The organism is Stenotrophomonas indicatrix, from assembly GCA_041545745.1.
GTDB classification, from domain to species: Bacteria; Pseudomonadota; Gammaproteobacteria; order Xanthomonadales; family Xanthomonadaceae; genus Stenotrophomonas; species Stenotrophomonas indicatrix_A.
The window spans coordinates 1,565,642-1,579,428 of sequence record CP168152.1 but is presented as its reverse complement, the minus strand read 5'-3'; the positions used below and the strand labels follow the sequence as shown (position 1 = coordinate 1,579,428).

Sequence of the window (13,787 nt, the reverse complement as noted above, 5' to 3'; positions counted from 1 at the left end):
GCACGATGGCGGGCATGTCATTGCCCGCCTCATTGCCCGCCCCTGCTGCCGCCTCCGCCGCAGCCAATCCCACCTGCGTCATCAACTGCGTCCACTACGATGACGACGGCAAACGCCACGACATCAGCCTGGATGCCATCAGCGATGTCATCGCCAGCAACAACGGCTTCGTCTGGGTCGGCCTGTACGACCCGAACGAAGATGTACTGCTGAAGCTGCAGGAAGAATTCTGCCTGCACGACCTGGCGGTCGAGGATGCACGCAACGCGCACCAGCGCCCCAAGGTGGAGGCCTACGGCAACTCATTGTTCGTGGTGGTGACCACCGCGCAGATGGTTGACGAGCGTATCCAGTACGGCGAGACCCACGCCTTCCTCGGCCCACGGTTCCTGGTGACCGTGCGCCATGGCGCCTCGCTGTCGTACGCGCCGGTGCGCGCACGCGTCGAGCGCGAACCACAACTGCTGAAGATGGGGCCGTCGTACTGCCTGTACGCCGTGGCCGACTTCGTGGTGGACAACTACCTGCCCATCACCAACCGCTTCCGCGACACCCTGGAACTGCTGGAGAAGGACATCTTCGCCGACAGCTACAAGCGCAGCACCGTGGTGCGCCTGTATGAGCTCAAGCGCGAGTTGAACAAGATGCGGATGGCAGTGGCGCCATTGCAGGATGTACTGGCGCAGTTGCGCCGCTACCAGGGCGAACTGTTCCCGGACGAAGTGAAGCTGTATATCCGCGACGTGCACGACCATGCGGTACGCATCAGCGATGTGATCGACACCCTGCGCGAGATGCTGGGCACCGCCTTGAGCGTGAACCTGTCACTGGTGACGCTGGCCCAGGGCGAGACGGTGAAACGGCTGGGTGCATGGGCCGCGCTGCTGGCCGCGCCGACGTTGATCACCAGCTGGTATGGCATGAATTTCAGCCACATGCCGGAACTGAACCAGCCGTGGGCCTACCCGTTGATGATCGTCGGCGTCGGTGGCATCTGCGTCGGCCTGTACCGGCTGTTCAAGCGGGTGAAGTGGTTGTAACCCGCTTTTTTGTAGAGCCGAGCCCACGCTCGGCTGTTCCCGGCAAAGAGCAGCCGAGCATGGGCTCGGCTCTACACAGGCAGGTGCATCAAGCCACGTAGATGGTCTTGATGTTCATGAACTCATGGATGCCGTGGTCGGCCAGTTCGCGGCCGAAACCTGATTCCTTGCTGCCACCGAACGGCAACCGCGCGTCGCTCTTGACGATGGCGTTGACGAACGCCGCGCCGCATTCCATGCGCTGGGCGAAGGACTCACCGCGCACCGGGTCACGCGTCCACACGCTGCCGCCGAGACCGAAGCGGGTGTCGTTGGCCACGCGCAGTGCCTCAGCCTCGTCCTTGACCCGGATGACCGCGGCGACCGGCCCGAACAGTTCTTCGTCGTAGGCCGGCATGCCCGGCCCCACCTGGTCGAGCACGCTGGCCGGATAGCCGGCGTGGCTGCCAGCAACCGGTTCGCCGCCGATCAACACGCGTGCGCCTTTGGCAACGCTGGCCTGCACCTGCTTGTGCAGTTCGTCGCGCAGGTCGGCACGGGCCATCGGCGCCAGCGTGGTGCCGCGCTCGTTCGGGTCGCCGTACTGGCGCTCGCCTGCGGCTTCGACGAAGCGCCGGGTGAATTCATCGGCCACCGCTTCGACCACGATGAACCGCTTGGCGGCAATGCAGGTCTGGCCACTGTTGTCGAAGCGCGACTTCACCGCAGCGGCAACTGCCTTGTCCAGGTCGGCATCATCGAGCACCACGAAGGCGTCGCTGCCGCCGAGCTCCATCACCGACTTCTTCAACTGGCTGCCTGCGTTGGACGCGATCGAACGCCCTGCCCGCTCGCTGCCGGTCAGGGTCACCGCTTTCACCCGTGCGTCGCGCAGCACCTCGGCGGCCTGGTCGTTGTCAATGTGCAGCACGTCGAACACGCCGTCAGGCAGGCCGCCATCGCGGCATACCGCCAGGATCAGGTCCGCGCACTGCGGCACGTTGCTGGCGTGCTTGAGCAGCGCCACGTTGCCGGCCATGAACGCCGGAGCAAGGAAGCGGAACACCTGCCAGATCGGGAAATTCCACGGCATCACCGCGAACACGCAGCCGATCGGCTCATAGCGCACGTAGCTGCGCTGCGCCTCGGTATCGATCAGTTGCGGCTTCAGGTAGTCGGCTGCGTGGTCGGCATAGAACTCACAGGTGCTCGCGCACTTTTCCACCTCGGCCAGAGCTTCGGCCTTCAGCTTGCCCATTTCGCTGGTCATGGCCTGCTGCAGGTCGTCGCGGCGCGCACGCAGCTGGCCAGCGATCTGCTTGAGGATCGCCCCACGTTCCTGCAGAGAGCGCTCGGCCCAGCGCGGGAATGCATCGGCCGCCGCCTGCAGGCGCTTCTCGATGGCAGCGGCGTCCATCAGCTCATGGCGGTAGGTCACCTGGCCGGTGGCCGGGTTGATGATCTCGACGGTCATTGGGGGTCTCCATCAGGTAGACCCCCATTGTGCGCCGGCGGCCGTGAGCCGGATGTTGCTGGCTCAGCCGTTGTCCTGGCGTGCCAGCTGCAGATCGCGCTGGCGTCGCTTCTCGGCACGCGCGTTGATGTACCAGCCGATCACCGCGGCAATCGACACCGCCGACACCAGCAGCGTGGCCAGCGCATTGATCTTCGGGCTGATGCCCATGCGCACCGAGGCGAACACCTTCATCGGCAGCGTGGTCGAGCCCGGCGTGGCGACGAAGCTGGCCACCACTACGTCATCCAGCGACAGGGTGAAGGCGAGCAGCCAGCCGGCCACCAGCGCCGGCGCGATGATCGGCAGGGTGATGCGGCCGAACACGGTCAGCCGGCTCGCGCCCAGGTCCATCGCCGCCTCTTCCAGCGACAGGTCCATCTCCTGCAGGCGCGAGGACACCACCACGGTGACGAAGCACAGGGTGAAGGTGACGTGGGCGATCCAGATGGTGGCAAGGCCACGCGCCGGGAAACCCGGAATCGCGCCCATCGAGGCCAGCAGTGCCATCAGCGAGAAGCCGAGGATCACGTCCGGCATCACCAGCGGCGCGGTCACCAGCGCACCGAAAAACGGCTTGCCGCGGAAGCGCTTGAAGCGGGTCATCACCATCGCCGCCAGCGTGCCGAGCACGGTGGCGGTACAGGCGGTCCAGAACGCGACCACCAGGCTGGTCCACATCGCATCCATCAGCGCGCGGTCGGCAAACAGATCGCTGTAAGCGCGGGTGGAGAACCCGGCCCAGACCATGGCCAACCGCGAGCTGTTGAACGAATAGAACATCAGCAGCAGGATCGGCAGGTACAGGAAGGCGAAGCCGAGCAGCAGCACGCCCAGCCCTAGGCCTTTGGCAGAACGCGGGCTCATGCCTGCTTCCCTTCCAGCAGTCGCTGCTGGGATCGGTTGAACAGCAGGATCGGCACCAGCAGCAACAGGATCATCGCCACTGCCATCGCTGAGGCGCCCGGCCAGTTGCGGTTGTTGAAGAACTCGTTCCACAGCTGGCGACCGACCATCAGCGTTTCCGAGCCACCGAGCATTTCCGGGATCACGAACTCGCCGATCGCCGGAATCATCACCAGCATGCAGCCGGCGATGATGCCCGCCTTCGACAGCGGCAGGGTGATGCGCAGGAACGCCTGCCACGGCTTGGCACCGAGATCGTAGGCCGCTTCCAGCAGGCGGTGGTCATGCTTGACCAGGTTGGCGTACAGCGGCAGCACCATGAACGGCAGATAGCAGTACACGATGCCGATATAGGCGGCGGTCGGGGTATCGATCAGCTGCAGCTTGGGCAGGCCCATGTTGGTCATCAGCGTCTGCAGGCCGGTGTACTGCAGGAACTGGTCGAGCAGGCCGTTGCGGTCCAGGATCGCCTTCCAGGCATAGACGCGGATCAGGAACGAAGTCCACGAAGGCAGCACCACCAGCATCATCGCCACGTTGCGCGCGGCCGGCGACAGGCGGGCGATGGCATAGGCCATCGGATAGCCGATCAGCAGGGTGAGGAACGTCGAGATCGCGGCGATCTTGATCGAGCTCAGGAACGCCTGCGCGTAGATCGAATCGCGGAACAGCGCCAGGTAGTTCTCGAGGTTGAGCTTCAGTGAGAGGCCGCCATCGACGTACTGCAGCAACCAGGTATACGGCGGCGAGCCGACCCGGCTGTGCGAGAAACTGATCATCAGCACGATCAGGAACGGCACGGCGAAGAACAGCAGCAGCCACAGGTACGGAATGCCGATGACCGTGGCACGCGTGCCCGGCAGCCAGCGCTTCAGGCCCGCCGTGCTCATGAGGTCAGCACCACGCCGTCGTTGTCACGCCAGTGCACCCACACCTCGTCGCCCCAGGTCAGGCCATCGCTGGCCCAGCGCTGCGAGTTGGCGAAGTTGGCCAGCACCTTGGCACCACTGGGCAGGCGCACGTGGTAGACCGAATGGCTGCCGAAGTAGGCGATGTCCTCGATCACGCCCTGCGCCTTGTTGGTGTGCACTTCCGGCTCGTCCTTGCCGATCATCACCTTCTCAGGGCGCAGCGCGAACGCGACCGGCTGCCCTTCATAGCAGGTGATGCCATGGGCGATGTAGACCGGCGCCGGGAACAGCGGCGAGCGCACGGTCACGTATTCGGGCAGGTCCTCGTCGATCACCCCGTCAAACAGGTTCACCGAACCGATGAACTCGGCAACGAAGCGGTTGGCCGGCTGCTCGTAGACCTCGTCGGGCTTGCCGACCTGTTGGATCCAGCCGGCGTCCATCACCGCGATGCGGGTGGCCATGGTCATCGCCTCTTCCTGGTCGTGGGTGACCATCACGCAGGTCACGCCCGACGATTCGATGATGCTGACCAGCTCCAGCTGCATCTGCGAGCGCAGCTTCTTGTCCAGCGCGCCCATTGGTTCGTCGAGCAGCAGCAGCTTGGGCCCCTTGGCCAGCGACCGCGCCAGCGCCACGCGCTGCTGCTGGCCGCCGGACAGCTGGTGCGGCTTGCGCTTGCCAAGATGTCCCATCTGCACCAGGTCGAGCATCTCGCCCATGCGCTTGCCGATGGCCTCGCGGCCTAGCCCGTCCTGCTTCAAGCCGAACGCGATGTTCTGCTCCACGGTCATGTGCGGGAACAGCGCGTAGGACTGGAACATCATGTTGACCGGCCGCTGGTACGGCGGCAGCGCATCCATCCGCTGACCATCGACGGTGATGCTGCCCTTGGTAGGTGTCTCGAAGCCGCCCAGGCAGCGTAGCAGGGTCGATTTGCCGCTGCCGGAGCCACCGAGCAGCGCAAATATCTCGCCCTTGCGGACGTCCAGGTTGACGTCATCGACGGCGACGAAGCCATCGAATTCCTTGCGCAGATCACGAATGGAGAGATAGCCGGGCACACCGGTCGCTTCGACGACGGCGGCTTCCGGCTGGGCTTCAACGGGCATGGGGGCTCCGGGAGCGGGCGGTGGACAGCGGCCGCCATTCTAACGGCCGGGGGCCGATGGGGATATGACGGCGGCAAGTGGCAGCGGCTGCGGCCGGCCCGGCCGCGCGTCGGCTGTCGGATTCCGACCGGAATTGGCGCGCTTCCGTCCATACCCCGTCCCCCTTCCCCGCCATTGCCGGCCGTCTCCGCCAAGCGCCACCGGTGCTACCGGGAATCTGCAACGTTTTTCAGAACCGGAAGCATTGATCGCCCGCAGTACCCCCGGCGCAATCTGCTGGACCGAGGCCCACCATGGATGAACACGCGTGATATCCCCAGCTGACTGCTTCCTTCCCGCCTCTCCCGAGCGCCTGGCACCGCCAGCCAACGGGCTGGAGCTGGTCATCGTCGGCGCCGGCCAGGCCGGGCTTTCACTCAGCGCCGTCCTGCAGGAGACCAACGTCGACCATCGCGTACTGGAAGCCGAAACCGTGGGCGCCAGCTGGCGGCGGCGCTGGGATTCCTTCCAGACCAACACCGCCAACGCGACGATGGCGCTGCATGGTCACGCCTATGCCGGCAACGATCCGGAGGGCTTCATGGCCGCACCGGAAGTGATCCGGCGGCTTCGCAACTACGCCGGCGAAAGGTCACTGCCGATCCACGAAGGCTGCGCGGTCCTGCGTGTCACGCCCAAGGCGGGCGGCTATGCCATCGAATCCAGCCGCGGGCCGATCCAGGCCGCTGCGGTGGTGGTGGCCACCGGCGAATACGGCCGTCCCCGGATGCCCCGCGTTCCCTTTGCGCCCGGGCCGGAGCTGGCGGTACTGCACTCCAGCAACTACCGCAATTCCCGGCAGCTTCCCGACGGCGCGGTGCTGGTCATCGGCGGCGGCCAGTCCGGCGCGCAGATCGCCCAGGACCTGCGCGCCAGCGGGCGCCGCGTGTACTGGTCGCTGGCCGAGCGCCACTCGCATACGCGTCGGCTGCGTGGCAAGGACTCGATGACCTGGTGGGACATGGCCGGACGCATCCACCAGCATGTGCGCGAATCGGCCGGTGTGCTGGCGGGAGAGCCGGATGCCCTGCGCAAGGCCCGCACTGCGGAGTTCCCGCTGATTTCCGGCAAGGGCACCGGCGGCAGGGGCAGTTCGATCAGCCTGCTGGCGATGCATCGCGAGGGCATCACCCTGCTGGGCCGCTTGCAGGGCTTCGACGCGGACATCGCCCGCTTCGCCGATGTCCGCCCACAGCTGCGTATCGCGGTCGAGGCGACGCGGGCCGAGTACGCCTATCTCGATTCACTGGCCAGCGCGTACTACGCCACGCGGCCCGAACCCCGTACCGACGACGCCCGCTACATTCCCGAGGAGGTGTATCTGCACTGGGAGCCGGATGCCTCTCCGCGCGAACTGGATCTGAACGCTGCCGGCATCCGCTCGGTTGTCCTGGCCACTGGCTTCGTTGCCGAATGGCCGTGGCTGGATGTGACCGGCGTGCTGGACGAACACGGTTACCCGCTCGGCGAGTTCGGTGTCTCCCCGCAGCCCGGGCTGTTCTTCATCGGCATGCACAACCTGCAGCGGATGAGCTCGTCGTTCCTGTGCAACGGCGGTCGCGATGCGCGGGACCTGCTGCCCGCCATCCTGCAGCACCTTGGCCGGAGCGGCAGTACCGGCTCCGGCGCAGGGTAAGGCAGCCGCCGGGCATGGCCCGGCGCCACCAGGACCGCTCAGCGGCCGGTCTTTACCTCGGTCCACAGCCGGGTGTAGAGCTTGTCGGTCTCCGGTGTGTTGATCGAATAGGTGAACATCTTCGCGGCCACGTCGGCCGGCGGGTAGATGGTCGGGTCGGTGCGGATCGCTTCGTCCACCAGCGGCGTCGCGGTCGGCACCGGGTTGCCGTAGTGGATGAAGTTGGTGTTGGCCGCGGCCACCTTCGGTTCCAACAGGTAGTTGATGAACGTGTAGGCCGCTTCCGGGTGCTTGGCATCCTTGGGAATCGCCAGCATGTCGAACCACTGCGGCGCGCCTTCCTTCGGGATCGAGTAGGCCACGTGCACGCCATTGCTGGCCTCGGCCGCACGGTCGCGGGCCTGGATGATGTCACCCGACCAGCCCACCACCAGGCAGGTACCGCCATTCGCCAGCGAGCCGACGTACTGCGAGGAGTGGAAGTTCTGTACGTAAGGACGGATCGACTTCAGCAGGTCGGCCGCCTTCTGCAGGTCGGCCGGATCACCGCTGTGCGGGTCCAGGCCCAGGTAGTGCAGTGCGATCGGAATCATGTCCGCCGGCGTGTCCAGGATGGTCACGCCGCAGTCCTTCATCTTGCTGATGTTTTCCGGCTTGAACACCAGGTCCCAGCTGTTGGCGATGTCGGCGCTGCCACCGAAACGCTCCTTCAGCATGTCCACGTTGTAGCCGATGCCGGTGGTGCCGATCATGTACGGCACACCGTATTGGTTACCTGGATCCTGGGTGGCGATGCGCTTCATCACCGCCGGATCGAGGTTGGCCAGGTTCGGAATCTTCGACTTGTCCAGCGGCAGGAATACACCGGCCTGGATCTGCCGGCCGAAGAAATTCAGCGTCGGCACCACCACGTCGTAGCCGCTGTTGCCGGCCAGCAGTTTGGTCTCGACCATCTCGTCACTGTCGAACACATCGTAGGTGACCTTGATCCCGCTCTGCTTCTCGAAGTTCGGGATGGTGTCTTCGGCGATGTAGTCGCTGTAGTTGTAGACGTTCAGGACCTTGCTGTCCTGTCCGCCGCCGTTGCCGCCGCCACAGGCGGAAAGCATGGCGGAGGCCAGGCCGAGCGTGAGGATACGCAGCTTCATCGGGTGCTCCAGAATGCGGAAAGGGGGGCCGGCCGGGCCGGCGACGGGTGCCAGCCTACCCCCCGGCGACGGATTTTTCTATTCGCGGCCTTCACACGTTCAGCAGCAGGAACTCGCGTTCCCACGAACTGATCACACGGAAGAAGGTCTCGTATTCCTTGCGCTTGACCGAGATGTAGGCGCGGCAGAAGCGCTCGCCCAGCAATGCCTGCAGCTCGCTGCACTGCTCCAGCCCGTCCAGCGCTTCACCCAGCGAACGCGGCAGGTCGTAGCCCAGCTCCTTGGCGCTGCCGGTCACTGGTGCATCCGGCGCGAGGCGCTCGCGGATGCCGAGCAGGCCACAGGCCAGGGTTGCGGCCATCGCCAGGTAAGGGTTGGCATCGGAACCGGCGAAGCGGCTTTCCACCCGCATGTTCTCCGGCGTATCCAGCGGCACCCGCAGGCCGCAGGTGCGGTTGTCGAAGCCCCAGTGCACGTTGCTCGGCGAGACTTCGCCGAACACCAGACGCCGGTAGGAATTCACATTCGGCGCGAAGAACGCCATGGCCATCGGCACGTACTTCTGCAGGCCGGCCAGGTAGTGGGCGAACAGCGGGCTGAAATCCTCACCGCCGTGCTCGCCGGTGAACACATTCTGGCCATCGCTGATGCGCAGCAGACTCTGGTGGATGTGCATCGCACTGCCCGGCTCGTTCTCCATCGGCTTGGCCAGGAACGTGGCATACACCCCATGGCGCATCGCCGACTCGCGCATGGTGCGCTTGAACAGGAACACCTGGTCGGCCAGATCCATGGCGTTGGCGTGGGTGAAGTTGACTTCCAACTGCGCCGCGCCGGATTCATGGATCAGTGTATCCACGTCCAGCTTCATCGCGTCGCAATAGTCGTACATCAGGTCGAGGATCGGATCGAACTCGTTGACCGCGTCGATCGAGTACGACTGCCGCGCCGTTTCCGGGCGCCCCGAGCGGCCCGCCGGGGGCAGCAGCGGGAAATCCGGATCGGTGTTCTTCTGTACCAGGAAGAATTCCAGCTCGGGCGCAACCACCGGTCGCAGGCCGAGCTCGGTGTAGGCATCCAGCACCCGGCGCAGCACGTTGCGCGGCGCCAGCTCATGCGGTTCACCGTTCTTGGTGTAGCAGTCGTGGATGACCTGCGCGGTCGGATCGGTCGCCCACGGCACCATGCGCACCGTGTCCGGATCGGGGCGCAGGATCATGTCCGAGTCCGACGGCGAGGTCAGGTCGTAGTAGTCGTCCGGGAATTCGCCGGTGACCGTAGTCGCGAAGATGCCTTCCGGAAGGCGCGTGCCGTAATCGTGCGAGAACTTGTCGGCCGGGATGATCTTGCCGCGCGCATTGCCGGTGATGTCCGGAACCAGGCATTCGACCTCGGTGATGCGCCGCTCCTTCAGCCAGCGCAACAGGCTGCTTTCCTGCGGGGGCGGGGGCGTAGCCGTCTTGCGCGGGCGCGTTCGGGAACTCATGGGGATTCCAGTCGATTCTGTTGGTGCTGCCGGCAAGCTTGGCCGAACGCACGGAAAATAGCGTGATAGAACGGCGTCTGCATGACACGCCACTCCGGATGCCACTGTACGCCGAGCACGAATCGATGGCGCGGACTGCGGGCTGCTTCGACCAGGCCATCATCGGCCCAGGCCTCGATCTGCAGACCTTCGGCCAACCTCGCGATGCCCTGCCCGTGCACCGAATTGACCTGTACCTGATCGCCGGCAGACCACTGAGCCAGCCAACCACCATCGGCCAGGGTGATCGCATGGGCCGGCCCATACTGCACCTCCACCGGCGCCTGCGGGTCTTCGCGATGGTCGGACAGGCCAGGTACTGCATGCACCTGCGGATGCAGCGTGCCGCCGAGCGCCACATTCAATTCCTGGAAGCCACGGCAGATCGCCAGCACCGGCAGATCCATTGCCAGCGCGTCGTACAGCAGGGCGAACGCAGTGGCATCACGCGCTGGGTCGTGAGGGTTGCCCTCCCAGCTACGGCCGCCCTCGTAGTGCTGCGGCTCGATGTTGCTGACCGCACCGGTCAACAGCAGGCCATCCAGGCCCTGCAACCAGTCGCGTGCCGGCAGCGGCGGCTGCAGGCTCGGCAGCACCAGTGGCGTTGACTGCGCAGCGTCAACCAAGGCACGCACATATTTTTCCCCGGCCACCGCGAAACGATGATGGCCGAGCACGGTGCTGTCGGTAGGCAGGCCCACCCAAGGCAGGCGGCGCATGGGAAATCTCCTTGGCGTGGCATCAAGGTACGCGCCCGGCATCGGCATCGGCAAGCCGCTGCCGTCACACCACGGGCGGCCGGCTTGGGCCAAACTATCGCCGTGAAGCCCGACCGTCCTCCCCCGCTCCAACGCCCTTTGCCGCTTCTGCGAGGCCGCCGGTGAGCGCCGCCTTCCCGCCCAGCTGGTACGCCAGCAGCCTGCCCGAACCGCCCGCATTGCCGCCGTTGCGCGGTGAACTGCATGCCGATGTGGCGATACTGGGCGCCGGCTATACCGGCCTCACCGCCGCACTGGAACTGGCCCTGCGCGGCCAGCGGGTGGTGCTGCTGGAAGCGCAGCGGATCGGCTGGGGAGCCTCTGGCCGCAATGGCGGCCAGGCACTGGTCGGCTACGGCTGTGAGGTCGACGAGCTGGAACGCCAGCTCGGCCGCGAGGATGCGCGCCGCCTGTTCGACTGGTCGCGCGAAGCGGTACAGGCGATGCGCGCGCGCATCAACCGGCATGGCATTGAGTGCCATTGGGTGGAGGGCCACGCCAGCGTCGCCATCCGCGCACGCCACGAGCGCGACCTGCGCGCCAACTGCGAACACCTGCAGCGACAGTACGATTACCCGATGCAGTGGTGGGAGCGCGATACCCTGCGTGGGCAACTGGACAGTCCGCGCTACCGCGCGGCGATGTTCGACCCGCTCAGCGCCCACCTGCATCCGCTGGCCTACGCCCGCGGGCTGGCCGATGCAGCGCGCGCAGCCGGGGTGGTCATCCACGAACAGTCGCCGGTAACGCGCATTCAACGCGGCGCACATGCGGTGCTGCATACCGATCACGGCAGCGTGCGCGCGCCGCAGCTGGTGGTGGCCGGCAACGCCCTGCTGCAGGGGCTGGTGCCTGAGCTTGAGCGGCGCATCATGCCGGTCGGTACGTATATCGGCGCCAGCGCGCCGCTGGGGGCCGAGCGCGCCCGCGCCCTGATCGGCAACAACATGGCGGTCTCCGATACGGCCTGGGCGCTGGACTATTTCCGGCTCAGCCATGACCACCGCCTGCTGTTCGGTGGCCGCGCCAGCTATTCCGCGCTACCGCCGCCGGGCCTGCACCGGGTGATGCAGCGGCGCATGCACCAGGTGTTCCCGCAACTGGCCGACATTCCGCTGCAGCAGGTCTGGGGCGGCTATGTGGACATCACCCGCAACCGCGCCCCGCACTGGGGCCGGCTGGATGGGAATCTGTACTTCGCGCAGGGCTTCTCCGGCCACGGTGTGGCAGCGGCCGGCTTGGCCGGCGAGGTCATTGCTGCCGCGATTGCGGGCCAGAGCGAGCGGCTGGATGTATTCCAGCGGCTGCAGCATGCGCCCTTCCCCGGCGGACGCCTGCTGCGCATGCCGCTGCTGGTGGCGGCCATGTCCTGGTACAAACTGCGCGATGCGCTGTGGTGAGTCACCGGGAAGCGAGCTGAATCTACCGTCCCCCGAAAACTGTGAAACTCGTCGCCGCAGGTAATCATGTGATGACTTTCTCACTTGCCGGGCAGACCACTGAGGCGATTGCATAATCGAACGCGTGTCGATACCGTCGGTAAGAACCGGGTCCCGCGGCGAATGGATGCTGACAGGGAACGTACTGTGAAGGGGTAGTGCGATTGAACTGGTGGAATGAAGGCCTGCAGTTGAAGTTGCGTATCCGCCCGGCGGGGCTGGTCCTTGCACTGCTGTACGCCGTCGCATGCTGGGCGTCGCGTCAGTTGTCGCTCGACCAGTTCTATCTGCCTGCCGGCGTCCGCGTCGCTGCAGTGTTGTTGTTCCCCCCTCGCTGGTGGCCGTATCTGCTGCTGGGCGAATATGCCTACTTTGCGCAGATGCGCGTGCCAATGATCGAGAAGTATGGGCTGGCCTGGATCGTGCTGGGCTCGGCACTGCTGATGCCTGCCGTGATGCTGATCGTGCATCTGCACCGGAAGATGATGCTGACCACGAAGAATGCGTGGCTGATTTCAGTCGCGGCGGCTTCGGCGCTGGTAGTCACGGCGCTCAATCTGATGCTGGCACACCTTCTGTGGCCGACACCACCGGAGATGCCGGTGCTTGCCAGCATCGCGCGACTGGTCGTCGGCGACTTCATCGGCATTCTAACCCTGGCGCCGCTCGCGTTGCTGTGGACACGACGGACCAGCAACGCCCGATGGACTTCAGGCTTCGCCCCGCCTGCACTCGGTGCCCTGACGCTGATGGCATTGATTGGCCTGTATGCCGCACAGCTGCCCCTGGACGAAGTCAACGCCAAGACGTCGATGCAGCTGCTGATGGCGCTGCCGGTCGTCGTGCTTACCTGCCTGTATGGCTGGCGAGGTGCGGCGATCGGCGTGCCGTCGCTCAACCTGATCATTGGCCTGACCACGCCCAGCCCCTACACGGGCGCCTTCGATCCGGCCGCCTTCGCGACCCAGCAGATCATGGCGGTCACCGGCGCTGCGCTGCTGGTGCTGGGCTCGCGTATCACCCACTACTACCACCGTTCGAGACTGGGCGAAGTGGGTGAAAAAGATGCGCTCAAGCATGCGCGTAATTCACTGGTGGCGAGCGAGCTCGATCTCCGCGAGCGGGCTCGGCACCTGAGGAAACTGGGGGACGGCATCGACACCTCGCTCAGCGAGGTGGTGAACTGGCTCAATGCTCAGGGCCATCCCACCATAGCGAACAGTCTCCTGCACATGGCTTCGGTCCATTCGCGACAGTTCCGGGAACAGACCAGCATGGTCTACCCCGCTGCGCTGGAACACCTTGGGCTCTATGTCGCCCTCCAGGCCGGCGGCGTACGCGAAACCTGGGACCTGAGCCATCGGGTAATGCGCCCTCGCCTGCTCGGCGATCCCTGTCAGCTGAGTGTCGGCCTGCAGTTGGCCGCCTATCGCGCCCTGACCGATGCCGTTTCGCTGTTGATCAACAGTGAATCAGGCCAGATCTGCATCCGCGTGCGTTGCGGCCAGGCAGGCGGACGCCGCGGCATCCTGATGACGGTCGCACTGCTGGATTCATATCGCAGCCTGTCACCGTCCACCGTCACCGCCACAGTCGAGCGCTTGGCTGGCCGGACGATTGCCTATGGCGGAACGGTACAGTGCCATCGGAACCGGATACGTATGGCGATGGTGGAAACGGGTGATTCCGCTGCCCTGGGCATGGCATCGTTCAACGCCATGGATCACGTGACGGCCTTCGGCCAGGGAAACTCGCAGACCCAGACCTGACGGCCAGTGTCC

General features: G+C 65.5%; 11 protein-coding genes. 4 read left to right on the top strand and 7 right to left on the bottom strand.

Annotation, left to right across the window (positions count from 1 at the left end):
• The first annotated feature begins 5 nt into the window (after positions 1-5).
• Positions 6-1,040, top strand: a complete 1,035-nt coding sequence (locus ACEF39_RS07230) for a magnesium and cobalt transport protein CorA (RefSeq protein WP_089239983.1) — start codon at positions 6-8, stop codon at positions 1,038-1,040.
• Between the two features lie 88 nt (positions 1,041-1,128).
• Here ACEF39_RS07230 and ACEF39_RS07225 read toward each other — a convergent pair whose 3' ends face one another.
• The 4 genes from ACEF39_RS07225 to ACEF39_RS07210 all read right to left on the bottom strand — a co-directional run bounded on the left by ACEF39_RS07225 (position 1,129) and on the right by ACEF39_RS07210 (position 5,461).
• Positions 1,129-2,493 (bottom strand): NAD-dependent succinate-semialdehyde dehydrogenase, encoded by a 1,365-nt coding sequence (locus ACEF39_RS07225; protein ID WP_108268107.1) that lies wholly within the window; start codon positions 2,491-2,493, stop codon positions 1,129-1,131.
• Between the two features lie 63 nt (positions 2,494-2,556).
• The gene (locus ACEF39_RS07220; RefSeq protein ID WP_100464457.1) at positions 2,557-3,399 is read right to left on the bottom strand and encodes an ABC transporter permease subunit; all 843 of its coding nucleotides are present in this window, start codon (positions 3,397-3,399) and stop codon (positions 2,557-2,559) included.
• Complete coding sequence (locus ACEF39_RS07215) at positions 3,396-4,328, bottom strand: ABC transporter permease subunit (RefSeq protein WP_089239977.1); 933 nt, start codon at positions 4,326-4,328, stop codon at positions 3,396-3,398. Before ACEF39_RS07215 ends, ACEF39_RS07220 begins: the two co-directional genes overlap by 4 nt.
• Positions 4,325-5,461 (bottom strand): ABC transporter ATP-binding protein, encoded by a 1,137-nt coding sequence (locus ACEF39_RS07210; RefSeq protein ID WP_500287461.1) that lies wholly within the window; start codon positions 5,459-5,461, stop codon positions 4,325-4,327. Before ACEF39_RS07210 ends, ACEF39_RS07215 begins: the two co-directional genes overlap by 4 nt.
• A gap of 307 nt (positions 5,462-5,768) precedes the next feature.
• On the opposite strand from ACEF39_RS07210, the gene ACEF39_RS07205 reads away from it, so the two are divergent.
• Positions 5,769-7,136 (top strand): flavin-containing monooxygenase, encoded by a 1,368-nt coding sequence (locus ACEF39_RS07205; RefSeq protein ID WP_500287460.1) that lies wholly within the window; start codon positions 5,769-5,771, stop codon positions 7,134-7,136.
• A 38-nt stretch (positions 7,137-7,174) separates the two neighbouring features.
• Here the strand turns inward: ACEF39_RS07205 and ACEF39_RS07200 are convergent, their stop codons facing one another.
• From ACEF39_RS07200 to ACEF39_RS07190, 3 genes are all read right to left on the bottom strand, one after another.
• A complete protein-coding gene (locus tag ACEF39_RS07200) occupies positions 7,175-8,284 on the bottom strand; it encodes a polyamine ABC transporter substrate-binding protein (RefSeq protein WP_500287459.1) in 1,110 nt (369 codons plus the stop codon).
• Positions 8,285-8,375: 91 nt separating this feature from the next.
• Positions 8,376-9,770 carry a glutamine synthetase family protein gene (locus ACEF39_RS07195; RefSeq protein ID WP_363730986.1) on the bottom strand — a complete coding sequence of 465 codons (1,395 nt, stop codon included), beginning with the start codon at positions 9,768-9,770 and terminating at the stop codon, positions 8,376-8,378.
• Positions 9,767-10,528: a gamma-glutamyl-gamma-aminobutyrate hydrolase family protein gene (locus ACEF39_RS07190; RefSeq protein WP_500287458.1), complete on the bottom strand. Its 762-nt coding sequence runs from the start codon at positions 10,526-10,528 to the stop codon at positions 9,767-9,769. The genes ACEF39_RS07195 and ACEF39_RS07190 overlap by 4 nt, the downstream gene beginning before the upstream one ends.
• A gap of 161 nt (positions 10,529-10,689) precedes the next feature.
• Here ACEF39_RS07190 and ACEF39_RS07185 point away from each other — a divergent pair, with 161 nt between their 5' ends.
• Together ACEF39_RS07185 and ACEF39_RS07180 are read left to right on the top strand one after the other, a co-directional pair.
• Positions 10,690-11,967 (top strand): NAD(P)/FAD-dependent oxidoreductase, encoded by a 1,278-nt coding sequence (locus ACEF39_RS07185; RefSeq protein WP_500287457.1) that lies wholly within the window; start codon positions 10,690-10,692, stop codon positions 11,965-11,967.
• 230 nt (positions 11,968-12,197) lie between these two features.
• Positions 12,198-13,775 carry an MASE1 domain-containing protein gene (locus ACEF39_RS07180; protein WP_500287456.1) on the top strand — a complete coding sequence of 526 codons (1,578 nt, stop codon included), beginning with the start codon at positions 12,198-12,200 and terminating at the stop codon, positions 13,773-13,775.
• Positions 13,776-13,787: the final 12 nt, after the last annotated feature.

What these genes read in the sequence shown, in the direction of transcription:
- ACEF39_RS07200 (WP_500287459.1), bottom strand. Translation starts at nt 8,284, where the DNA reads ATGAAGCTGCGTATCCTCACGCTCGGCCTGGCCTCCGCCATGCTTTCC.
- ACEF39_RS07230 (WP_089239983.1), top strand. Translation starts at nt 6, where the DNA reads ATGGCGGGCATGTCATTGCCCGCCTCATTGCCCGCCCCTGCTGCCGCC.
- ACEF39_RS07195 (WP_363730986.1), bottom strand. Translation starts at nt 9,770, where the DNA reads ATGAGTTCCCGAACGCGCCCGCGCAAGACGGCTACGCCCCCGCCCCCG.
- ACEF39_RS07210 (WP_500287461.1), bottom strand. Translation starts at nt 5,461, where the DNA reads ATGCCCGTTGAAGCCCAGCCGGAAGCCGCCGTCGTCGAAGCGACCGGT.
- ACEF39_RS07190 (WP_500287458.1), bottom strand. Translation starts at nt 10,528, where the DNA reads ATGCGCCGCCTGCCTTGGGTGGGCCTGCCTACCGACAGCACCGTGCTC.
- ACEF39_RS07225 (WP_108268107.1), bottom strand. Translation starts at nt 2,493, where the DNA reads ATGACCGTCGAGATCATCAACCCGGCCACCGGCCAGGTGACCTACCGC.
- ACEF39_RS07215 (WP_089239977.1), bottom strand. Translation starts at nt 4,328, where the DNA reads ATGAGCACGGCGGGCCTGAAGCGCTGGCTGCCGGGCACGCGTGCCACG.
- ACEF39_RS07220 (WP_100464457.1), bottom strand. Translation starts at nt 3,399, where the DNA reads ATGAGCCCGCGTTCTGCCAAAGGCCTAGGGCTGGGCGTGCTGCTGCTC.